This is a genomic window from Bacillus sp. OxB-1, assembly GCF_000829195.1.
Lineage (GTDB): Bacteria > Bacillota > Bacilli > Bacillales_A > Planococcaceae > Sporosarcina.
On record NZ_AP013294.1, the window covers coordinates 1,157,650 to 1,179,151 of the forward strand.

General features: G+C 45.5%; 22 protein-coding genes and 1 pseudogene. 15 read left to right on the top strand and 8 right to left on the bottom strand.

All coding sequences use genetic code 11. The annotated features are described in order from the left end of the window. Positions 1–11 precede the first annotated feature (11 nt). A pseudogene (locus OXB_RS19200) lies at positions 12–338 on the top strand (response regulator); the annotation flags it as partial. Positions 339–379: 41 nt separating this feature from the next. Here the strand turns inward: OXB_RS19200 and OXB_RS05860 are convergent. Beyond that, positions 380–1,531: a response regulator gene (locus OXB_RS05860; protein WP_041072624.1), complete on the bottom strand. Its 1,152-nt coding sequence runs from the start codon at positions 1,529–1,531 to the stop codon at positions 380–382. 273 nt (positions 1,532–1,804) lie between these two features. Between OXB_RS05860 and OXB_RS05865 the strand changes: the two genes are divergently transcribed. Then, positions 1,805–2,371 (top strand): RNA polymerase sigma factor, encoded by a 567-nt coding sequence (locus OXB_RS05865; protein WP_041072626.1) that lies wholly within the window; start codon positions 1,805–1,807, stop codon positions 2,369–2,371. Next, complete coding sequence (locus tag OXB_RS05870) at positions 2,349–3,950, top strand: DUF4179 domain-containing protein (protein WP_041072628.1); 1,602 nt, start codon at positions 2,349–2,351, stop codon at positions 3,948–3,950. The genes OXB_RS05865 and OXB_RS05870 overlap by 23 nt, the downstream gene beginning before the upstream one ends. A 218-nt stretch (positions 3,951–4,168) precedes the next feature. Here the strand turns inward: OXB_RS05870 and OXB_RS05875 are convergent, their stop codons facing one another. The 3 genes from OXB_RS05875 to OXB_RS05885 form a co-directional block, all read right to left on the bottom strand. Continuing rightward, positions 4,169–5,551: an FAD-binding oxidoreductase gene (locus tag OXB_RS05875; RefSeq protein WP_041072630.1), complete on the bottom strand. Its 1,383-nt coding sequence runs from the start codon at positions 5,549–5,551 to the stop codon at positions 4,169–4,171. 30 nt (positions 5,552–5,581) lie between these two features. Then, positions 5,582–6,196: a hypothetical protein gene (locus OXB_RS05880; RefSeq protein WP_041072632.1), complete on the bottom strand. Its 615-nt coding sequence runs from the start codon at positions 6,194–6,196 to the stop codon at positions 5,582–5,584. Positions 6,197–6,268: 72 nt separating this feature from the next. Beyond that, positions 6,269–7,165 (bottom strand): EamA family transporter, encoded by an 897-nt coding sequence (locus OXB_RS05885; protein WP_041072634.1) that lies wholly within the window; start codon positions 7,163–7,165, stop codon positions 6,269–6,271. Positions 7,166–7,415: 250 nt separating this feature from the next. Here OXB_RS05885 and OXB_RS05890 point away from each other — a divergent pair, with 250 nt between their 5' ends. The 8 genes from OXB_RS05890 to OXB_RS05925 all read left to right on the top strand — a co-directional run bounded on the left by OXB_RS05890 (position 7,416) and on the right by OXB_RS05925 (position 16,426). Next, a complete protein-coding gene (locus OXB_RS05890; RefSeq protein ID WP_041072636.1) occupies positions 7,416–8,603 on the top strand; it encodes an ABC transporter substrate-binding protein in 1,188 nt (395 codons plus the stop codon). Between the two features lie 104 nt (positions 8,604–8,707). Beyond that, positions 8,708–9,589 carry a branched-chain amino acid ABC transporter permease gene (locus tag OXB_RS05895; protein WP_041072638.1) on the top strand — a complete coding sequence of 294 codons (882 nt, stop codon included), beginning with the start codon at positions 8,708–8,710 and terminating at the stop codon, positions 9,587–9,589. A gap of 192 nt (positions 9,590–9,781) precedes the next feature. Further along, positions 9,782–10,735, top strand: coding sequence for a branched-chain amino acid ABC transporter permease (locus OXB_RS05900; RefSeq protein WP_041072640.1), 954 nt, complete (start codon positions 9,782–9,784; stop codon positions 10,733–10,735). 2 nt (positions 10,736–10,737) lie between these two features. Beyond that, positions 10,738–11,511: an ABC transporter ATP-binding protein gene (locus OXB_RS05905; protein ID WP_041072642.1), complete on the top strand. Its 774-nt coding sequence runs from the start codon at positions 10,738–10,740 to the stop codon at positions 11,509–11,511. Next, a complete protein-coding gene (locus OXB_RS05910; RefSeq protein WP_442852886.1) occupies positions 11,498–12,205 on the top strand; it encodes an ABC transporter ATP-binding protein in 708 nt (235 codons plus the stop codon). The genes OXB_RS05905 and OXB_RS05910 overlap by 14 nt, the downstream gene beginning before the upstream one ends. A 184-nt stretch (positions 12,206–12,389) precedes the next feature. Further along, on the top strand, positions 12,390–13,988 hold the full coding sequence (locus OXB_RS05915) for a spore germination protein (protein WP_041072648.1): 1,599 nt from the start codon (positions 12,390–12,392) through the stop codon (positions 13,986–13,988). Positions 13,989–14,008: 20 nt separating this feature from the next. Continuing rightward, the gene (locus OXB_RS05920; RefSeq protein WP_041072650.1) at positions 14,009–15,199 is read left to right on the top strand and encodes a Ger(x)C family spore germination protein; all 1,191 of its coding nucleotides are present in this window, start codon (positions 14,009–14,011) and stop codon (positions 15,197–15,199) included. A 111-nt stretch (positions 15,200–15,310) separates the two neighbouring features. After that, positions 15,311–16,426, top strand: coding sequence for a GerAB/ArcD/ProY family transporter (locus OXB_RS05925; protein ID WP_041072653.1), 1,116 nt, complete (start codon positions 15,311–15,313; stop codon positions 16,424–16,426). Positions 16,427–16,795: 369 nt separating this feature from the next. Here the strand turns inward: OXB_RS05925 and OXB_RS05930 are convergent, their stop codons facing one another. Then, entirely contained in the window at positions 16,796–17,035 is a 240-nt protein-coding gene (locus tag OXB_RS05930; RefSeq protein WP_041072655.1) for a hypothetical protein, read from the bottom strand. Positions 17,036–17,055: 20 nt separating this feature from the next. Beyond that, positions 17,056–17,355 (bottom strand): DUF3243 domain-containing protein, encoded by a 300-nt coding sequence (locus OXB_RS05935; protein WP_041076347.1) that lies wholly within the window; start codon positions 17,353–17,355, stop codon positions 17,056–17,058. Positions 17,356–17,634: 279 nt separating this feature from the next. Between OXB_RS05935 and OXB_RS05940 the strand changes: the two genes are divergently transcribed. Further along, complete coding sequence (locus OXB_RS05940) at positions 17,635–17,973, top strand: hypothetical protein (RefSeq protein ID WP_041072657.1); 339 nt, start codon at positions 17,635–17,637, stop codon at positions 17,971–17,973. Between the two features lie 67 nt (positions 17,974–18,040). On the opposite strand, the gene OXB_RS05945 is transcribed toward OXB_RS05940, so the two are convergent. After that, the gene (locus tag OXB_RS05945; protein ID WP_041072659.1) at positions 18,041–18,856 is read right to left on the bottom strand and encodes a flagellin N-terminal helical domain-containing protein; all 816 of its coding nucleotides are present in this window, start codon (positions 18,854–18,856) and stop codon (positions 18,041–18,043) included. A 184-nt stretch (positions 18,857–19,040) separates the two neighbouring features. Here OXB_RS05945 and OXB_RS05950 point away from each other — a divergent pair, with 184 nt between their 5' ends. The 3 genes from OXB_RS05950 (at position 19,041) to OXB_RS05960 (ending at position 21,086) form a co-directional block, all read left to right on the top strand. Continuing rightward, the gene (locus OXB_RS05950; protein ID WP_041076349.1) at positions 19,041–19,244 is read left to right on the top strand and encodes a twin-arginine translocase TatA/TatE family subunit; all 204 of its coding nucleotides are present in this window, start codon (positions 19,041–19,043) and stop codon (positions 19,242–19,244) included. Then, the gene (locus tag OXB_RS17880) at positions 19,244–19,720 is read left to right on the top strand and encodes a twin-arginine translocase subunit TatC (RefSeq protein WP_052483886.1); all 477 of its coding nucleotides are present in this window, start codon (positions 19,244–19,246) and stop codon (positions 19,718–19,720) included. The genes OXB_RS05950 and OXB_RS17880 overlap by 1 nt, the downstream gene beginning before the upstream one ends. 175 nt (positions 19,721–19,895) lie before the next feature. After that, the gene (locus tag OXB_RS05960) at positions 19,896–21,086 is read left to right on the top strand and encodes an MFS transporter (protein WP_173425997.1); all 1,191 of its coding nucleotides are present in this window, start codon (positions 19,896–19,898) and stop codon (positions 21,084–21,086) included. Between the two features lie 66 nt (positions 21,087–21,152). Here the strand turns inward: OXB_RS05960 and OXB_RS05965 are convergent, their stop codons facing one another. Further along, a complete protein-coding gene (locus OXB_RS05965; protein WP_041072663.1) occupies positions 21,153–21,356 on the bottom strand; it encodes a hypothetical protein in 204 nt (67 codons plus the stop codon). Positions 21,357–21,502 lie beyond the last annotated feature (146 nt).

Consider the following 21,502-nt stretch of genomic DNA (forward strand, 5'->3'; position numbering starts at 1 on the left):
CGTCCCGTTTTCTCGTAGTCGATGATGATACACTCAATCTGGCCATTGTCGAACGGATTCTGACGATGGAACAGCATGAAGTGGTTACATGTACTAGCGGAAAAGATGCGCTGGATTTATTGCAGCAAGGAAAATGGGATCTCGTCATTTCGGATGTGATGATGCCGAATATGTCCGGTTATGAATTGACAAGGAAAATCAGGGAGCGTTTTTCGATTTCCGAACTCCCTGTCATTTTATTGACGGCACGAAGCCAACTGGAAGACATTCAAACGGGCTTTTATTCCGGAGCTACCGACTATGTCACAAAGCCGGTAGAAAGACTGGAGATCCATTCCGAAGAAGTGAGAAAGTCCAATAAGCCTCCCGACGGAGGAGCTTATTGGACTTTTTGTGGTGAAGAATTACTGTGGCTCCTTAAAACTGTTTCATATAATTCGTTTGTGAGGGCATCCGGTAAAATGCCCAGGTCTTCCATCAACAGCGACTTTAAATCATGGTAAGCGGCCAGCGCCCCGGCCCGGTTTCCGATATCGATATAATGCTGCATCAATTGACGTACACCATCTTCTGAGTAGGGGTTTAATTGACACATCCTTTGCAAATAATGCTGTTTTTTATGTGGCTCATGGTGGTTCGAAAAGTAATGGACCATCGTTTGCAGCAGTTGCAAAATCGATAGGCGAAGCTCTTGCGCTTTCGTGATCGACCAGTCGTAGCTGTTGAGCTCCAGGAAATCCCCTTGGTATTGTTGGATGATGCGTTCAACTACTTGCACATTGTTTTCTTCCAGCTTGGGCATATCATCGACAAGCTGCTCCAGCTCATGTGCATCGCATTGAAATGCCGGTAATTGCAGAGAGTAGCTTTGATTTGAAAAAGTGATGGCATTCGGATAGCCGAGCGCATTCAATGTTTTTCGCAAATGGGAGATGGAAGTATGCAACTGGATTTTTGCCTTTTGATAGTCCGTTTCTGGCCATAACGTGTCAATTAGGCTATCCCGATTGATAGGTGAATTATAATTCATAATGAAAAAGGCAAAAAGCTCCTTCACCTTTGCCGTTTTCCACTTGATCGGTTCATTCTGATGGTACACGGCAAATTCACGGAAACACTCTATTCTCAACGAGGGAGGAATTTCTTGAACGGGGAGTTCTGCTGTCAAAAGAATATGGTCCCGTATCCGTGTAATCGTTTTATCAATCCGGTCTTTTATAATAGGTTTGAGAACATAGTCGATGGAGTGCAATTCAAAAGCTTGGATTGCATAGTCCCGATAGGCAGTAGCAAAAACAATATAAATAGAAGGATTCCATTCCTGAATATACTCTGCTAAATCCAACCCACTTAATCCGGGCATTTCGATGTCGAGAAAGGCGACATGGAAATCTAGTTTTTTCATTTCTTCTAAAGCGGCAAGCGGATTGAAAAAAGTTTGGATTACTTCAACATGGCCGGTTTCAATCAATTTCAGCTTCATATGCTGCAAGGCTAACGGTTCATCATCGACAATGATGGCACGAATCATGGAAACCCTCCCCCTAATAGCGACTTTTACCCTTCATTGTGCCAAAAAATTCCTGACGTTGCAACGATGGTGCCTATGGTGACAGTCACCAAGACAATTCGGAAACTATTCGGAACTGTTTTAGAGTTGAATAGGTGTCACCTTTACAACAGTCACCTTTACAACAATTTTTCAATAAGTGAAATGTTTTCACCTGTTACCTCGTTATACTTAGTGAAATACCCAAACGACTCATGCGCATGTTCGTTTACTGGAGAAAGGGGGATCTGCTCAATGGAAGAGGAGTTGCAGTGGATTCGAGAAGTGCTGGCGGGCAATAAACAAGCCTATGCCCACATTATCAATAAATATAAAAATCCTATGTACGCTACCATTTTACGTATGACAAAAAATCCGCAAGACGCACAAGACTTTGTACAGGAGGCATTCATCAAAGTCTATCAGCGATTGGATCAGTATAAGGAAACCGGTTCGTTTTCCAGCTGGCTGTATCGAGTGGCCATCAACCATTGTCTGGACCAATATCGAAAAAAGTATTATCAATCGGCATCTCAGCAGATTGACGAAAACCAAGTTATCAATCCGCAGCATCCGGAACTCATTTTTCTGAAAAAGGAAAAGAGCCGGCAGTTGGAGCGGTTAATCGCGACTTTGCCGGAGGATGAGCGGCTGATCATTCTTTTGCGCTATGCGAATGAATTGAGCTATGACGAGATTAGTGAATTGGCGGATGTCCCGGTTTCGACCGTCCGCAATAAACTGCATCGGGCGAAGAAGAAAATGAGGGCTACGGTAAAACGTGAAGGAGGGGATTACCATGAACTGTCCAACGGCGGATAAGTTGTCACAGTATGCAGACGGGTTATTGCAGGAAAATGAAGAGAAGCAGATGCAGTCCCATCTTGCCGGCTGTCAATCTTGTCAAGAAGTGCTGGAAATGTTGGAAGCAGAACAGCAATTTATTAAAGACACCTTACAAGCCCCGGAATTGCCGGCGGATTTCACGGCAAACATTTTAGATCAGTTGGATCCTTATCCGGCTCAACAGATAAAAAAGAAAAAGCGATGGAGACGGATTGCCGCAACGGCAGCTGGCTTGTTGCTCGTCGCGGGCATCACGGTTTCCTATCCAAGCTTTGCGCAATTGATCGGCGGTATGTTCGCTACGGACCAAGTGGATGAGGGGTTGCGGCAGGCGACGGAGGAAGGATTGGTCAACCGAGTGGATTTGTCCGTGACAGACCAAGGCCTCACTTTTAAAGTCGAGGACATCGTGGCTGATTCTTCGCGTATATCGCTTTCGTATCTCATTTTGAATCAAAATGGAAAACCGCTGGACGCTTACTTGGATTTTCCTGATTTAAAAAGTAAAGTGACGGTGACGGATCAAAACGGCAATCCGATTGATTCCTTCAGTGGCGGCTGGAGAGACGACAGTGATTATGGACAGTTGGAATTCTCGCTGAGAGAGTATGAGAATGTTGAACAAGTGACGATTTCTTTTGATATTCGCGAAATGAAAGGGAAAACGGGGAATTGGCAACTGGATATTCCAGTGGATCTACGGGAACATAGCCAACTGACCCAAACGATTTCATTAGAAAAAGAAATGGCAGAACATCATGGTGTCGCCATTCAACTGAAGAAGTGGCAAGCGGCCCCTTCTTCGAATGAACTGAAATATGAAACCATGCTGACTGAACAAGAGCAGCAGCGGATTGAAGAACAGGTCAATAAAATGCAGGAAAAGTTTAAAGGGAATGGGGATCTTCCCCATATCCATACCGATACGGCAATTGCTTACCATATCGAAAATGCAGAGCGGAAAATCATCTATCAATGGAATACCCTTACTGAAGAAAGTGAAGGCAGCATGCTCCAATCTACGGGGCACAGCATGGATAAGATAGGGCATGTGGCTTGGATTGATTCTTTTATTCCCCAAAAAGCTTCGTCCCCGATGACGTTCGTCCTGGAAGGGGTCTATAAGGCGGAGCCGGCGGATTTTTCGATTTCTTTCAAGCCGAAGGAGCTCAAGAAAGAGCGGGTATCGTTTGAGTATGAAGGGAATTTCCTGACAATCCAAAAGGCGGCAAAAAACAATACGTACGAACTGCGCAAGTCATGGAACCCGATCGATAAACAAACTACTTTCCTGATTGAAATGGAAGGAAGCGAAGAAGCGGGGGCGGCGGAGCTCGGCAATTGGATGTTGACGGACTCTCAAGGAAACGCCTATCCCGTGTATGCTAGCGGTTCGACATTGACGGAAACCGATGACAATGCACGTCATAAAAGAACAATGGAACTGAGGGCATATGGACTGGACGCGGTTCCGGAAGAAGTGACACTGCATCTATTGTCGGTAACCCGGTACTATCCGGTTGCAAACGGATGGAAAGTCCCTCTGCAAAAGTGATAGGCAAAACAGAAGGGGCTGTCCGAAAAGTCCAGGCACAGAGTTGGATACTAGCAAAAAGCAAGGGCGCCGGGAGACTCCTGCGGGAAAGCCGGCCGACGAGACCCCGCACGGCTGTAAGCCGGAGGAGGCTCGTCGGCTGGCCCGCGGAAAGCGACCAGAGCCCTTGCTTTTTGCGTGTTTAACCGGAAAATCCACTTTCTGGACAGCCCTTTTTCTCACTTCATATGGACGATTTTTCCTGGATTCAACAAATTATTTGGATCGAGAGCCGCTTTGATCTTTTCCATGACATGGAACGCTTCGCCATGTTCCATCGCTTGGTACTTCTGCTTCCCGGTGCCGACGCCGTGTTCACCTGTGCAGGTGCCGCCCCGTTCCAAAGCATACATGACGATTTTTTCATTAAATTGGTCCGCAATCGCGACTTCTTCGGCATCGTTCATATCAATCATGACGAGTGTATGGAAGTTCCCATCGCCGACGTGGCCGACGAGTCCGCCCGGCAGACCGACTTCGTTCAATTGCTCCCGTGCGTATAAAACCGCATTTGCCAGTTCTGAAATAGGTACGCAGACGTCCGTCACCATCATTTTCTTCCCCGGATACCCGTGAATATACGCATATGCCAACGCATGGCGCGCTTCCCACAGTTTATTGCGGGCTGCATTATCTTTTTCAAAATCAATTCGGCTGCAGTTATGGTCTTCCACGATATCCCGCATGAATTCGATGTCCTGTTTCAATCCTGCTTCGTTCCCGTGGAATTCCATGAAGAGCGTCGGCACTTCCTCATAATCGGTTTCACTATGAATATTCGTCTGTCTCATCGATGCTTCATCCACCAATTCCACGCGGGCGATTGGTATGCCAGCCTGCAAAATGGAGACGACCGCTTCGACGGCGTCTTTCATTGTAGAGAAAGATGCCCTTGCCGCAACGACATGCTCGGGAATTCCGTAGACGCGTAGAGTCAATTCGGTAAAGCAGCCGAGCGTCCCTTCCGAACCGACGAACAGTCCATTCAAATGGTAACCCGACGAAGACTTGGCAGCCAAGCTCCCTGTCTGGATCACTGAGCCATCCGCCAAGACAACTTCCAAATTGCGTACTTGGTCCCGCATGACACCGTATTTCACGGATGTCGTCCCACTCGCGTTCGTAGCTGCCATGCCGCCTAGTGTGGCGTCCGCCCCCGGGTCGACGGAGAAGAACAGCCCGTGCTTTTTCAATTCCTGGTTCAGCTGGGATCGGGTGACGCCTGGCTGTACCGTGACAAGCAGGTCACTCTCCTTGATTTCCACTACTTTATTCATCAATGAAAAATCGATTGTGATGCCGTGGTCATACGGGATGACATGCCCTTCCAAGCTGGATCCGAGACCGAACGGAACGACGGGAACTTCGTATTGTTGCGCAATCTTCATCACTTTGCTGACGTCTTGGGTTGTCTCGGGAAACACGACGATGTCCGGCAGGCTCGGTGTGTGGTAGGATTCATCTCTTCCATGCAGCTCCCGCACTGTCTGGTTTACTGTCACCTGATTCTCTGTCAGTGCATTTTGTAAGGATTGGACAATTTGATTGATTATTGGTGTCATGTTGCTGCCTCCTTTGAAAATTAAATAGATTTAACGCCGTTCAATTACTTCAAAGCTTTCCAACATGTGATAGAACCGGCTGCCGTGACCTTCTGCCGCTTCTAGGAAATAGTTTGCTGTAATTAGAAAACTTCCTTCTTTTCCATCAGGGACGATATATATATCGATGATTTTGCTATCCCATTCATTCCCGGCTACACCATGCAGCCCATACCCTTCGACGGGGGAGGTGATAGTTTCAACGGGGATCGGTCCGATGTCCGGCAACTCCGATTCCAAATCCATTTGACTCTGTTTGGCCAATTGTTCAGGGGTTTTATTTACCAAATGCTTGACCTCTAGGAACACTGCCGGATAGTGGTCGGGCAGCGGTTCGATCGGCGTAATTTTATCGGAATCGGATTCTTTGTTCATCTGGTAGCGTGTTACGTCCAAGTATATGACATAGTCCGCGACAGTTCCTTCATCTCTACGGACGTCGGTCTTCTCCTCCATCCCCTCGATCAATTGGGTGATCTCCTTCTTTACCGGGAAACGGTCCTGAACTCCTTGTATGAGCTTCGCGCCTGGATCCGTCAATAATGTGAAAAAGATAATTACGAATGCTGTCGCGATGATGAAGGTAAGAAAGGAACGCATTTTCAATTAATTCACTCCTCCTCTCTTGCAATTCATCATTATGTCTCTCTCCATTTATATCCGGATATGCTCGAATTGCTACCGGGCCGGCTGGGATTTTCTCGATAATCGCCGTTGTACGATGCTCGGCAAAACCATTCCCCCTAGGATGATCAAGATGCCGATCACCTGCAGGGAGGTGAGTGTTTCATGCAGTAAGAGGACGGAAGCTGTTACTGCAACCGGCAATTCCATCGAACTCAAGATGGAAGACGTCCCTGTCCCGACCCGTGGAACGCCGATGGAAAATAATAAAATCGGGAGTACGATTCCGAATAATCCTAGGATCAACCCATAAACCCATAGGCCATTCCCCAAACTGCCGTTCCAAATAATTTCAGGAGATTGGAAGAACGTGATGGCGATCGTAGCGAAAAAGGACATGAACAATAACCGGGTAATCGTGTCCATTCCTTCCACCTGTTTCTGATTCACCATGATGAAAGAGGCAAACGAAACGGCTGCTGTCATGCCCCATGCCCAACCTTGCCAAGGAATGGCACTAATGTCCGCATCGATGACTCCCGCCGCCAAAATCGTCCCTCCGAAGAGGAAGACCAAGGAAATGACTTCGATTCTTTTCGGCAATCGCCGGTTAGCCAGGCAATCGAATAACATGCCGATCCAAGTGAATTGGAAAAGCATAACGACGGCTAGAGAAGCGGGCATATAGCTGACCGCTTGTCCATAAACCGTGCCTGTAAATGCGGTGAACAGGCCGGCAAGCACGAGCGTCCAACCACCGCCGAACTTTGGAATCCCCCTGTGGACGACGGCAAAAATGAGAAGGGACAGGCAAAAGCCGAAGTAGTACTGACTCGTGACCGCTTCCGCAGCCGTGAAGCCGTCCTGTATGGCGAGTTTGATAATAGTCGATAGAATCCCATAACAACTTGCCCCGATTACGATGAATATGGGGTACATCCATTGTTTCATGTGCCATTATTCCCCCTGTTCCATCTATTAAGTATAGCACGGTTGCCTATGAAAAAAAGAAGAGAAAGGAAGCCATTTCCTTTCGAGTGCCGAGATTGTCCAAGTTTTTAATACAGCAAAGTAAAACATTAGATTAGTGGAAAAAATAAGCCAATACAAATAAATAATGCGGTTCCCATTATTCAGTTTTTGTTGTATAGTAATTATGCTAGCCTAATAATTTGTAAAGCAGAAAGAGGGGGAACAAAAAATGAGCAAGAAATTACGATTAGTCTTTTCGCTAATGATGGCGTTCGCGCTTGTTGTTTTAGCTGCTTGCGGCGGCAGTAATTCAGGCACGTCGGAGAGCGACTCTGGAACTTCCGGTTCATCCGATGAAGGGTCCAAGGACTCAGGCGGAGTTGTAAAAGCCAAAGTCGGTGTTATTTCTTATTTGACGGGACCAGGAGCTAGTTATGGAGAGGCTATTACAAACGGCCTGAAGCTGGCGAATCAAGAAATTACAGAAGCGGGCGAAGTTGAACTCGAGTTGAAAATCGAAGACTCCGCTGGTAAGCAAGAAGAGGCATTATCTGCTGCCCAAAAATTGATGAACTCGGAAAACGTCGATATCATCGTCGGACCGACATTAAGTACAGAAATGCAGGTTGTAGCACCGGAAGCTGATTTGAACGGTGTAACGATCATTGGTACATCCACTACTGCAGCGGGAATTCCGCAGATCGGTGACTACGTATTCCGTAACTCCATCCCTGAATCGATGGCGATTCCGGCCGCTGTTCAAAAAGCGGTGGACGAGTATGACGTGAAGAAAGTCGCAATCCTATACGGAAATGACGATGTTTTCACAAAAGCCGGTTATGACGTAATGAAAGAAGTTGCGGAAGACATGGGCTTGGAAGTAGTTACAACTGAAACATTCCAATTGGGCCAGTCCGACTATAAAGCCCAATTGACTAAAATCAAAAATATGAACCCGGATCTTATCCTTGCATCCGCATTGTATAACGAAGGTTCGGTAATCTTGGACCAAGCCCGTAAGATGGGTATCGACGTGCCGGTTGTTGGCGGTAACGGATTTAACTCTCCGGAGGTTATTAAAATTGCGGGAGACGCATCCAATGGCTTGATCGTAGCTACGCCTTGGTTTGGAAAGAAAGACGACGAAAAAGTCAGAAGTTTCGTAGAAAAGTACAAAGCTGAATACGGAATGGAGCCGGACCAGTTCGCGGCACAAGCGTATGATGCTCTTTACCTTGTGGCAGAAGCTGTGAAAAATGCAGGCGAAGCAGATCGTGATGCGATCCGTGATGCAATGGCTGAAATCCGGGATTTCGAAGGGGTTCTTGGAACAATGTCCTTTGACGAAGAGGGAGACATCGTTATGGAGCCGACTGTGTTAATTATCAAAGACAATGAATATGTCGTATTTGAGTAATTCGTAGTTGCATGATGTCATGGTGCAATCAGGTTGGGGGAACACTCCTCCAGCCTGGTTGTTCTCATTTCAAAAAATATACATATGGATAAGGAGGGGGAAACGTGCTAGTCGAACAATTGATAAATGGTCTGACGTTAGGGAGCATTTATGCCATTGTTGCTTTAGGATATACGCTTGTGTTCGGCGTATTGAACATCGTTAACATGGGGCATGGAGAAATTTTCATGTTTGGTGCCTTCATGGGTGTGGCGGTGACCAATATATTAGGTTGGCCTTTATATATCGCGTTTATTGTCGCTATCGTCGTGACAGCTATATTAGGATATTTTCTGGAGCGTTTTGCATTGCGGCCATTAAGAGGTAAAGAGGGAGTTTCACACCTTGCCCCCCTTATTAGTACGATCGGTGTTTCCATTTTTCTTGAAAACCTCGCACATCAACTCTTTGGAGCCGGGAATCATCCATTCCGGACGTCTTTGTCAGAATTGAAAGTAACAATTGGTTCTACCACCATCTATTATGTCCAAATTCTCATTTTCATCATTTCCATTGTGCTTATGGTCGGTTTGATATTCTGGCTTTCCAAAACGAAGGCAGGAAAGGCTTTGCGTGCCAGTGCGGAAAACCTTGATGTGGCCAGCCTATTAGGTGTAAACACAAAGAGGATGATCACGAGTACGGTCATTATCGCTTCCGCAATGGGAGGGATTGCTGGGATCCTCGTCGGGATTGCTTTCAACTCGGTTAACCCGCAAATGGGATTATCATTCGGTTTAAAAGGGTTGGCAATTATTATTCTAGGTGGCCTTGGGAATGTCAGAGGCGCCATGGCAGGCGGATTGATCCTCGGATTGTCCGAAACGTTCGTTGTAGCATATGGTGATTCAGGCTATCGTGATGCCATTGCATTTCTTGCCATCATCGTCATCCTGATTGTCCGGCCACAAGGCCTTTTCGGGAAGTCGACAGAAGGTGCGAAGTGATGAATGGCGGTCGAGGAATGCCAAGCCTTCCCTGACTTAAAGATGGTAGAAAATAAGAATTAGGAAGATCAAAGCAGAAAAGAACAAATGCTTTGATGGATATTCATAGAAAGGGTGGAAATAGACTTATCACATTCCTTCCACATAAGAGAGAGATCATGTGGACTTCCTGTGACTAGGATCTGTAACTATATGCTAGGAGATATTGTAAATCCGTATTATCTACAAGTTGCATCTTTTATATTGATCAATATCATTCTCGGTGTCAGTATTTACATAACGCTTGCGACAGGCCAATTGTCATTGGGACATGCAGGTTTTATGAGTATCGGTGCCTATACTTCCGCCATTTTGACATTGAATTACAATGTGCCGATCGTACTTGGATTGCTGGCAGCGGCACTTCTGACCGGACTTGTCGGCGTGTTGGTCGGCTTTCCCGCACTGCGGCTTCAAGGCGTCTACCTTGCCATTGCGACATTAGGGCTCGGAGAAGTCATCCGGGTTCTATTTATCAACTGGGAGGGTTTGACGAACGGGGCTGTCGGGATTGCCAAAATTCCGCATATGGGGCGCGAAATCCTTCAGTTCAGTAAGGATATTGGATTCGATCCCGGTGTTCTCGGTTTGAGAAACAACCAGTTTAGTAGTCTTTCCGTATTCATCGTGTTGTTGATCATTGCCATTATTGTCATTTGGTTTTTCATCCGCCAAAACAATTCAAGGGTGGGTCGGGCGTTTGCCTCCATTAAAATGGACGAGCAGGCATCCGAAGCGATGGGGATCAACATCACTTATTACAAAATCCTCGCTTTCGGACAGGGGGCCCTTCTTGCAGGTTTTGCGGGCGGTCTCTATGCCCATGTAACGGCGTATATCAGCCCATCCGATTTTGACTATCACCGGGCCGTTGAAATTTTGATCTTTGCGATCTTCGGAGGAAGTGAAGTCATTTGGGGTCCTATCTTCGGGGCAACCTTCCTATCGGCAGCACCGGAGTTCCTGCGGGCTGTCAGCGAATATCGTTTCATGATCTACGGGGCATTGCTTGTTCTATTGATGGCATTCCGTCCGCAAGGGATCATCGACGTCAATATGGTGAATCGTTTTAAACGGAAAAAGAAAAATAAGAAGAAGGAGGGGTAAACATGGTTCTGAATGTGAACAAGATCAGCAAAAACTTTGGTGGGATCCAAGCATTGACAGATGTATCTTTTGCGATAAAAGAAGGCGAAGTGCTTGGCCTGATCGGTCCGAATGGTGCCGGAAAAACAACGATGTTCAATATGATTACTGCTATGTTTCCTCCCTCTTCGGGTGAGATTTCATTCAAAGGCGATACGTTAACTGGCTTGAAGCCGCATCAAATTACGGAAAAAGGGATTTGCCGTACATTCCAGAACATCCGTCTGTTCGCGGATATGACAGTCCATGAAAATGTCATGGTCGGCAACCATTGCCGGCTGACGACAGGCGTCTGGCGCAGCGTATTCCGCACGAAGTCGCAGAAGCAGGAAGAGGCTGCGGTCAATCGGAAGGCGGATGAGATATTGGAAATCGTTGGACTTTCGGAGTTCAAGGATTCCGTTGCCAAAAACCTTTCCTATGGTCAGCAACGGAGACTAGAAATTGGCCGGGCGCTTGCGAGCGATCCGCAACTGATTTTGCTGGATGAACCCGCTGCCGGGATGAATGAAAAAGAGACGAAAGATCTTTTTGACTTGATTAAAAAAATCCAGTCCTTGAATATCACCGTATTGCTCATAGAACATGATATGCCGCTCGTCATGAAAATCTGTGATCGGATCGTTGTGTTAAACTTCGGAAAGAAAATTGCGGAGGGCACTCCTGAAGAGATCCGAAACAATAAAGAAGTAATCGAAGCCTACCTTGGTGTCGAGGAGGAAGATGACATTGCTTAAGCTGAAAAACGTCAACACATACTACGACAAGATCCAAGCGCTGAAAGGCATCGATATTGAAGTCGAACAAGGCTCGATCGTCACCATCCTCGGGGCCAATGGTGCCGGGAAAACGACGACGATGAATACGATCGCCGGCCTCTTGAAAGCAAGAGAAGGATCGATTCATTATTTGGGTGAAGACGTCACTAACCATCGTCCGGACCAATTGTTGCGGAAAGGGCTGGCCCTCGTACCGGAAGGCCGCGGCATTCTTTCGACGATGACTGTCATGGAAAATTTGGAAATGGGCGCGTATCACCGGAATGATAATGAAGTGGAAGCTGACTTGAAGAAAGTGATGGAGCGATTTCCAATCCTTGAGGAACGAAAAGAGCAGCTCGGTGGAACGATGTCGGGCGGTCAACAGCAGATGCTCACCATCGCCCGGGCAATCATGGCCCGCCCGAAGCTACTCCTATTGGATGAACCTTCGATGGGGCTCGCACCATTGATTGTCGCTGATATTTTCAATATCATCAAAGAGATTAATGAAGCTGGTACGACCGTCCTGCTCGTAGAACAGAACGCACGGCAAGCTTTGAAGATCGCCGATTACGCATATGTCCTTGAAACAGGCCGCGTAGTTGCCAGCGGAAAAGCGCAAGACTTATTACAAGACGACACGATCCAAAAAGCGTATTTGGGTCATTGATCGGAAAAAGCTGTCCCCTATGCCAAAAAGGCAAAGGGGACAGCTTTTTATTTTTGTTCAAATGGCGACATATTGAACGTATAAAAAAACTGTAGAAGTTGATACTAAATCGTATAGATAAATAATTACTAGCAACGCTGCTCATAGGTTGATACCGGAAAAGAGAGAGGGTGAGAGAGACTATGTGGTTTTTAAAGAAAAAAATAGTGAAGAGTTAAATTCCTCTACCCTTTCATCGAGTCAGGCAGTGAATCCCAGTCAGAAAGAAGTCTTAAAAACTAATCTTCAACAAAACATACAAATACTAAAAGACACCTTAGGAAAGAGTTCGGATATTATCATCCGGGAAATTCGGTTTGGAAAAGAAGGCACCATTAAAGCCGGTATTATATATACGGATGGATTAACCGATACTCATTCACTACAAAACTTTATATTGGAAACGCTCATGCTGGATATCAATGGAGTTGAATTACAGACAAAAACTTCTCCTGAGCAAAATCTTATTAGTGTATTAAAAGACGTTGCCATGACAGTAGGAGAAATTAAAGAAATAACTAATTTTGACGTCCTTATTACCAGCCTTCTGTCGGGGGATACCATTGTTTTAATCGACGGACATGCACAAGGCTTACTCATTTCCAATAAGCAATGGGTCGAGCGCGGGGTAACCGAGCCAACTGCCCAGACGTTAATTAGAGGGCCGCGCGAAGGTTTCACCGAAAACTTACGTGTGAATACCGCATTAGTCCGCCGGAAACTTAAAGACCCAAACCTTTGGATGGAATCAAAAATAATCGGAACGCGCACGAAAACGAACATCGAAATGATGTATATCAACGGCATTGCAAATGACAAAGTAGTGGAAGAAGTCCGGTTACGTTTAGATGGAATAGACATTGACGGAATTCTTGAAAGTGGATACATCGAGGAATTAATTCAGGATGCACCTTATTCGCCATTTCCAACAATTTTTAATACAGAACCGCCAGATACAGTAGCTGCAGCACTATTGGAAGGACAAATAGCTATTTTGATAGATGGAACACCCTTTGCGCTAGTTGTACCTGCATTATTCATCCAATTTTTTCAGTCTCCCGAAGATTATTATCAGCGTGCAGATATTGCGAGTTTTATTCGACTGCTTCGTTTTTTTTCATTCGGGATTGCATTGCTTGCACCTTCATTGTTTGTTGCTATCACAACTTTTCACCAATCAATGCTGCCACCGGCCTTGCTCATCAGTCTGTCAGCCCAACGAGAAGGCGTCCCTTTGCCTGCATTCGTAGAAGCAATGCTTATGGAGATCACCTTTGAAATTTTGCGTGAAGCGGGCCTAAGAATGCCTCGATCCATCGGTTCAGCGATGTCTATTGTAGGAGCATTTGTAATAGGAACGGCTGCTGTTGAAGCAGGCATCATCTCTGCAGCGATGGTAATCGTCGTTTCACTGACCGCCATATCCAGTTTCGTTGCACCCATTTACGACATGGCAATTTCTGTGAGGTTATTGCGCTTTGTTTTTATTATACTAGCGGCCACATTTGGGTTATTCGGAATTACGGTTGGCTTAATTGCTCTCATTTTGCATTTATGTAGTTTGCGTTCTTTCGGCGTGCCGTATATGTCTCCGCTAGCCCCCTTTGAAGTTTCCGATCAAAAGGATACGCTTATTCGCTTACCCATATGGAAAATGTTCACCCGACCTAGCCTAATCGGTCAACAAAATAGGGTTAGGCAACAAAAACCAGCCTCTGCAAAACCAGAAACTCCAAAAAAGTAGGAGTACGAGAGGAGTACACAATGAAAAAGCACATAATTGTTCTCCTGTTTCCCTGTCTCTTACTAACGGGGTGTTGGGACAGCAGAGAATTAAATGAGATTGCCATTACGTTGGCAATAGGAGTCGATAAAATAGAAGATGAATACCAGATAACTGTTCAAGTAGTCGTTCCATCGGAAGTTTCCATGAAAACATCCAGTTCGGGGCGTTCAACGGTTACCCTCTTTCAGGCAGAAGGGGAAACAGTGTATGAAGCGTTTCGGAAAATGACCAAGGATTCGCCTAGAAAGATCTATGCCGGACACCTTCAAATGCTCGTGCTTGGTGAAGAGCTGGCAACAGAGGGAATTGCCGATTCATTAGATTTATTTGCAAGGGATTGGGAATTGAGATCGGACTTTTACGTTGCTGTTGCTAAAGGTGGGACTGCAGCGGAGATATTGAATATCACCACTACTTTAGAAACGATACCCGCAAACAAAATGTTTGAAGCGCTTAAAACGTCTGAAGAGAGTTGGGCAGAAACCCGGGGCATTAAATTACATGAATTAATAGCAGATATTACAAGTGAAGGAAAAGAAGCTGTGTTAACAGGAATTTTAGCAGTAGGAAACCAAGAAATAGGAGTGGGCAAACAGAATGTGGAAACGATTACTCCTTCAGCCCGCATTCAGTATGACCATATGGCCGTATTTGAAAAAGACAAACTTGCAGGATGGTTAAGTGAACAAGAAAGTATAGGGTATAACGCTATCACCGACTCAATAAAAACAACAGTAAGGCCTATAGCTTGCCCCGAGAAGGGGAGTCTAACTTTAGAAATAACTGACTTCAGCTCCGTTATCAAAGGTAAAGTACTAAATGGAACCCCTAAAGTGGATGTCAATATTAAAGCAGAAGGAAATATAGGGGAAGTGGAATGTCAAATTAATCTTAAAGAACTTAAAACAATTCATGAATTGGAGAAAATTTACGAAAACGAAATGAAAGAGATTGTGAATGAAACCATCAATACGATGAAAAATCAATACAAAGTAGACATATTTGGATTTGGCGAGGCCATTCAGCGATCTAATCCGAAAGAATGGGAGAAGATAAAAAGACAGTGGGATTCTGAATTTCCAGACCTGGAAGTGAATGTTGAAGTCGACATGAAAATTCAGCGTACAGGCACAATGAAAAATTCTTTGTTAGAAAAGATTAAAGAGTAAATTATCAAACAGGAGAGTATTGGAACACTCCTGTCTACAGGTGCCGGCTTATATGGATTGAGACTCCAACTCTCCTATTGCAAGAAAAAGGAAATGAGGTGAAAGTATCCTATGATGCAAGATGTTAAAATAAGTCCGTACCAATTCATGGTATTAGTGACTTTTTTTTCAATTGGCACGAGTATCCTAGTTATCCCATCATTATTGGCTGCTGAGGCGAAGCAAGATGCTTGGATTGTCGCAATAATCGCTACGGGAATCGGATTAGTGTTGATATGGTTATTTTGCACAATAGCACAATGGTTCCCTCATCTTACCTTTGTCCAATTGAATGAAAAGATCTTAGGGAAATGGGTAGGCAAAGCCACATCCCTCCTATTTATATTCATGTCTATACTTTTTACTTCGGTTCTTTTGTATTATTCCGGGATATTCCTCAATACACTTTTGATGCCAAATACCCCAACTGCAGCTCTTAATATCCTAATGGCGATCATTATCGTGATGGGAGTCCGTCTGGGAATAGAGACAATTGCTCGTTCTGCAGAAATATTAATTCTTGCCTTCTTCGTTCTTTTTCTCTTATTAATACTGTTTATTTCACCTGACGTCCAATTTAAGAATGTACAACCTATCTTAGAGGCGAGAGTACCTACAATCATTCAATCGTCCTTATACTATATTGAAGTAACTTCAGCGAATATGATTGTTTTATTAATGATTTTTCCCGCTGTTATAAACAATATTAAGCAAGCAAAAAAATCATTTTTCATCGGATATCTAATAGGCGGAATCGTCATTATAATCATTACATTTTTGTGTATTTCAGTATTAGGGGCTGATAATACTGCAGCGCAGCTTTATGCGAGCTTTGAGTTGGCAAAAAGAATAAGTGTCGGAGACTTTATACAGCGCATTGAGGCATTCATGGCAGCCTTATGGATAATCGCCCTCTATTTTAAGGCAACCCTTTATTTTTATACTTCTGTCATAGGTATTGCACAAGTTTTTAATATGAAAGATTATCGCCCTATAACAATACCATTGGGAGTATTTGTCACAGTCTTGTCCCTCATCATCTTTCCCAATGTCGTCTACCAACAAAATTGGAGTGCGACAACAAGTCTATTTATTTCATTTTCGATTGGATTGATTTTACCGCTTTTGTTAATAGTCGTATATGCCATCCGAAAAAAACAATTGAATATGGCCCCTGAAAATTATTGAGGGCGGGATTGATGGAATATATCGAACAGGAACTTTCAAGACCGCATACGGTTGGAGATTTATTTACACGGAAAGTGTTTACCCTCCGCGCTTCTGACAAACTGGCCACGGGTTTGAAGGTGATGCGAGAGGAGCGATTCAATCAGTTTCCTATTTAGGAGAGCGGTCATTTCATCGGACTTGTTACTGCGGCGAGCATTGTCTATTGGCTAGCTGATAAAGCGACAGAGGAAAACATTTCCCGGGAAATACTGACGCCGCTCGACATTTATCATCATGAAAAGCAGAAGAAAATTTATCGTTTCGTCCCGATGGGTTGGATGAAATCGACTGAAAAACAGCGTTCCCGCAGGAGCGCTGTTTTCAGATTCAATACCTTCCTTGGTATTTCTCTTCTGTGGAGGAATTGCTTTTCGTATCATGGTGCCGCTTTTCCTCCTCCCATTCCATCCGCGCGTCTTCCATTGGGATTGCGTCTACAGTCTGCATGTCTTCATGCATATCGTAGATGCTTTCCTTGTCTGTGCGAAGATGTTCTGGGTTATCCATATAAGGTCCCTCCGCGTCTTTCCGATCGCGTTCCGTGAAAGATCTTTTTTTCTCATCCATGGGAATCACTCCTTTCGGATTTACGCTTCACGTGCCAGTTTCACCAGCATATGGGCTAGCATATGCTGCTCCTCTTTATTTCCAACTCTCCAAAGCTCTTGCAGTAAATATTGTTCCCGATTTCGAGGTTCTTCGTTTTGGGATAGATAATTGGCGGCAATCTCAGCCGTTTTAGCCAATTGTTCTTCACTCAGCCCGAGACTTTCGCCTTTGCTTACTTTATCCGACAAAAATAGTTTGAATCGGTTGAAGTTCTCTAAAATATCATCCTTCTTTTCGGTATCCAACTGATCCAGTTCCTTTTTGACCTCATCCTGCATGCCCAATCAATAACACTCCCTTGACGTTGTACTATATATAATTGACTTTTTGGAATGAAACTAAACATCTTGTTTATTGTGGAGGTGTGTGAAGACGAGTGGAAAGGGTAAAGTAACGGTAGGCAAAAAGTGAAAGGAGCTCGGCGCATGGAGAAAATGAAATATGTCGGTACATTTCATTCGATTGACACTGTATTGGCCAAGATTGTGGAATTGGAGTCACAAGGGTATCCGAAGAACAACATTTAAGCAGTAAGCAATGTTCAGGATAACTTTGATATGCTCCAGGCGGATGCGGAAGTGAATCTTATGGATTTGTCGAAACGAAGTTTATTGGATCATACGAGGGAGTTGTTTGTCGGAAAAGACCGGATGTTCCAAGCGTTCGAGGAAATGGGATTTTCGGAACAGCAGGCGCAGGCTTACTATAACGAGCTGAAAGAGGGCGGAGTGGCCCTTTTCATCGAGGCCCGTTGGAGTGGCCCCGGTTCCAGTAGTATGATGGACAGCCAAGCGGAGAGAGGAATCAGCGGTGAACCGCTAGATGGACAAGCGGATAATGGAAAAGTGCACCAGGATGAAAATACAGTTCCTAAAATCAATACGACAAATTTATGAAGACAGATGAAATGCCCGGACATGAGCGGTTCCGGGCATTTCATCTGTCCGCAAAAGGCGGGACTGGTTACGGTTTCAACAGTTGAAGGACGGATTGGGCTTGCTGCATATGCAAGGAGAGGACATATTGACCGGCTTGATAGAGGATATTCGCTTTCGTCAAAGCCATCATCTCTTTAGCGATATCGACATCCCGGATCCGCGACTCGGCAGCTGTTACATTCTCTTCCATAGTCAACGCATTGGAATAGGCATGTTCCAGTCGGTTGACGTATGCACCCATGCGGGACCGTTCGGAGGAGACTTTCTGGATGGCACCGTCCAACAGGGAGATGGCTTTGTCGGCTTTTTCCCGGTCCGCGATGGAGGCATCCCCCAGACTTAGGGCATCGCTTCCCATATCTCCGATCGTGAACTCAATCGTCTGTCCCGCGTTTGCGCCAGCTTGGATCTTGATGGAACTCCGACTGCCATCCAACAAAGGCATCGTATTGAATTCCGTTTGCTTGGAGTTTCGCTCGATTTCCTTCTTTAATTCCTGAAATTCGAGGTCCAATAATTTGCGATCGTCATCCGTCAACGTATCACTCGCAGCTTGGACACTTAACTCTCGCATCCTTTGCAACATGGCGTGGGTTTCATTCAGCGCCCCTTCAGCCGTTTGGAACATGGAGATGCTGTCCTGGATGTTCCGCTGGGCGACTTGCAGGCCACGGATCTGGGCCCGCATCTTTTCTGAAATGGCTAGACCTGCGGGATCGTCAGCGGCCCGATTGATCCGTTTGCCGGAAGATAGGCGTTCCATCGACAGCGCAATCTGGTTCTGCTGGATACTCATGTTCCGGAGTATGTTCAATCCAGTCGCATTCCATTTACCAAGCATGGCCTTTCCTCCTTTTCCTCTTTTATCCTTATATCGACCCAGTATTAGGAAAGATAAGACCGCTGAATCGTTTTAAATAATGAATCTGAGTATGGCGATGGAGAAAGGGGGGAAGAATGCTTTCGAAACCGTTGCACAAGCGGTGCCGACGGAAGATTCCAGACAACTTGGGGAGGCATCAGAAGTGGGTGGATTTGCAAGTATCGGAGTACTGGGACTAATCATCCTTTTGGTGATTGTGTTGGTTTTATTTGTCCCTCATAAATTGCCTGAAGTCGGTTCGGCAGTCGGTAAAACGCTTGCAGAATTCAGGAAATCGACCCGGGACATTATGGATGCCGAAGAGTCGCAGGCTCAGAAGGTTCCGAAGAAAAAGGAACTATCTTGATGGATTCGAAGAAAACAGACAAACGAAAAAGTGAACAGAAAGTGGTCGCCCGCATTCAGCCGGCCATAAACGGGGAAGAAGCGACTATCGTAGCGGTAAAAGAATTGTTAGACGACCCGCCTTTAGTCGAAAACTTCACTGATTTGCGAAAAAGGTTGCTGAAAAGCGTCGGCATCTTCCTGTTCTTCTTCCTCATGTTTTTTTCGACTATCCTCTTAATGACGACGATACCAGTCGGCGTGCTGTTTGAGTTGCCGATCGTTGCCTTATTTCTATCGGCCGTTGGGTTATTGTCGGCAGAATCGATGAAGAAAGTCAGGAAGTTGTCCTATGTGGTGATTGCCATCATTTCTGCATTGTTCACACCTTTGAGTTTCATTAATCAACCGATTGTCATGATCCCGTTGCTTCTGCTTTACGAAGTGAGTATTTTCCTTATTGTTTTTGTGGAGAGGCGCAAAGTGCTTACGGATTAAAGCCGGAACCAGGCAAAGGTTCCGGTTTTTTACTTTTTAAAGTTTTGGCAGGTCTTTGAAAAACTCATGCTATACTAGAGCCATAGTTATCGGGTGGAGGAATATATGGTGGAGTCCTCGAACCAGGATTCCGTATATCCTTAGATGTACTTGATAGACGATGGGATGTGGGAGCATGGCTCATGAAGGTTATTCGATAAAAGAGGCACAGTTTTGGAGGATTGTCTTAAGCTTGGGGTTTGCTTCCCTTTATATATTTGCGGCCATGTATGCTTTTCAGCCACTTCTTCCTTTGTTCAAAGAAGAGTTCTCCATATCTGTTTCCTATGCAAGTCTGTCGATGTCGGTGTCTACGGTTGGACTCATTTTGGGTTTGATCATCCTCGGATTTCTTTCGGACCGAAACGGGAGGACCCACTATATCAAGCTGTCTCTGATCGGTTCGACATTGCCATTCTTCTTGATGGCGGTATCGGATTCGTTCCTTTGGATGGTCATATTGCGGTTCATCCAGGGGTTCGCGCTTGCTGGAGTCCCCGCCGCGGCACTCGCCTATATTAGTGAAGAAATACATCAACAGTTTATGAGTGTCGCTACAGCACTTTATATATCTTGCAATGGAATCGGCGGGATGATAGGGCGGTTTGTGACGGGCTATATGGGGGAACATTTCTCGTGGCAACTGTCATTTCATATTCTCGGATTTACGGGAATCCTCATCTTTATCGCCATTCTCCTGACATTGCCGAAATCACGGAATTTCACCGCGAGCCAAGAAGGCTTTTCAAAGGATATAGAAGGATTTCTCTTCCACTTGAAAAATCCGAATTTGCTCATCGTCTTCGGACTTGGGGTCGTGTTGCAGTTATCATTCACGGGAATGTGGACGTTCTTGCCGTTTCATCTTATGGCACCGCCGTATTCGTTGTCCCTTGACGCTATCTCCTATACGTATTTTGCCTATAGTTTCGGGGTGATCGGTGCTCCGCTTGCTGGATGGTTGGCCGGATACTTTGGTTTGCGGACTGTGCGGAGAGCCGGTGTCATAACGATGTCTGTGGGACTTTTACTGACATTGGGGACTTCCTTGACGCTAATCGGGACAGGGTTATGCATCGTCTGTCTCGGTTTTTTCACCGCACACACCTTGACCGCTGCTTCTGTCGGGAAAGAGGCGGAGCATCACAAAGGGAGCGCCTCCAGCATATACTTGGTCTCCTATTATATCGGGGTGACAATCGGCAGTACGTTCCTTAGCCCGCTTTGGACCATATTCGATTGGAACGGTCTCGTCACGTTCACGTCCCTCCTTCCGGTCGTGTATATCGCCATCATCCGCATGAGGAGGAAAATGAAAAGCGCATAACGGCAGTTTTTTTCATTAAAACCGTCCCGCCAGCTGTATGACTGGGGGACGGTTTCAGGAACAATATTAGCTAAACAAGCTGCCGAGCAGGCCTTTGCGTCGTTCGGTAGAGTGGGAAGAACGGGAATCCATCGTGTTGGTGTTCCGCGTCGATGCCGTATTACCTCCGAACTCACTGAACTGTTTGGACAACTTATCGCGTGAGTCTTTATTCCGCATCAAATAGGCAGCACCTAATCCAAGTGCCGTCAAAGCCATCTTTTTCCTCATCGTTATGTCCTCCTCGTTTGAAATGAAATGAAAGGCTTATCGGGTGTTTTCCCGAATTCTTTTGGACTAAACAAATTCATCCGTCCCGACTGGAGGGGAAAGCTGTAGGAAGTCCGGGTTCTGTTTACGATTGGAAGGAAGGCGGC

Coding starts and splice junctions, on each gene's coding strand:
- OXB_RS05860 (WP_041072624.1), bottom strand. CDS start 1,531: ATGATTCGTGCCATCATTGTCGATGATGAACCGTTAGCCTTGCAGCAT.
- OXB_RS05865 (WP_041072626.1), top strand. CDS start 1,805: ATGGAAGAGGAGTTGCAGTGGATTCGAGAAGTGCTGGCGGGCAATAAA.
- OXB_RS05870 (WP_041072628.1), top strand. CDS start 2,349: ATGAACTGTCCAACGGCGGATAAGTTGTCACAGTATGCAGACGGGTTA.
- OXB_RS05875 (WP_041072630.1), bottom strand. CDS start 5,551: ATGACACCAATAATCAATCAAATTGTCCAATCCTTACAAAATGCACTG.
- OXB_RS05885 (WP_041072634.1), bottom strand. CDS start 7,165: ATGAAACAATGGATGTACCCCATATTCATCGTAATCGGGGCAAGTTGT.
- OXB_RS05890 (WP_041072636.1), top strand. CDS start 7,416: ATGAGCAAGAAATTACGATTAGTCTTTTCGCTAATGATGGCGTTCGCG.
- OXB_RS05900 (WP_041072640.1), top strand. CDS start 9,782: ATGCTAGGAGATATTGTAAATCCGTATTATCTACAAGTTGCATCTTTT.
- OXB_RS05905 (WP_041072642.1), top strand. CDS start 10,738: ATGGTTCTGAATGTGAACAAGATCAGCAAAAACTTTGGTGGGATCCAA.
- OXB_RS05910 (WP_442852886.1), top strand. CDS start 11,498: ATGACATTGCTTAAGCTGAAAAACGTCAACACATACTACGACAAGATC.
- OXB_RS05920 (WP_041072650.1), top strand. CDS start 14,009: ATGAAAAAGCACATAATTGTTCTCCTGTTTCCCTGTCTCTTACTAACG.
- OXB_RS05925 (WP_041072653.1), top strand. CDS start 15,311: ATGATGCAAGATGTTAAAATAAGTCCGTACCAATTCATGGTATTAGTG.
- OXB_RS05930 (WP_041072655.1), bottom strand. CDS start 17,035: ATGGATGAGAAAAAAAGATCTTTCACGGAACGCGATCGGAAAGACGCG.
- OXB_RS05935 (WP_041076347.1), bottom strand. CDS start 17,355: ATGCAGGATGAGGTCAAAAAGGAACTGGATCAGTTGGATACCGAAAAG.
- OXB_RS05940 (WP_041072657.1), top strand. CDS start 17,635: ATGCTCCAGGCGGATGCGGAAGTGAATCTTATGGATTTGTCGAAACGA.
- OXB_RS05945 (WP_041072659.1), bottom strand. CDS start 18,856: ATGCTTGGTAAATGGAATGCGACTGGATTGAACATACTCCGGAACATG.
- OXB_RS17880 (WP_052483886.1), top strand. CDS start 19,244: ATGGATTCGAAGAAAACAGACAAACGAAAAAGTGAACAGAAAGTGGTC.
- OXB_RS05960 (WP_173425997.1), top strand. CDS start 19,896: ATGGCTCATGAAGGTTATTCGATAAAAGAGGCACAGTTTTGGAGGATT.
- OXB_RS05965 (WP_041072663.1), bottom strand. CDS start 21,356: ATGAGGAAAAAGATGGCTTTGACGGCACTTGGATTAGGTGCTGCCTAT.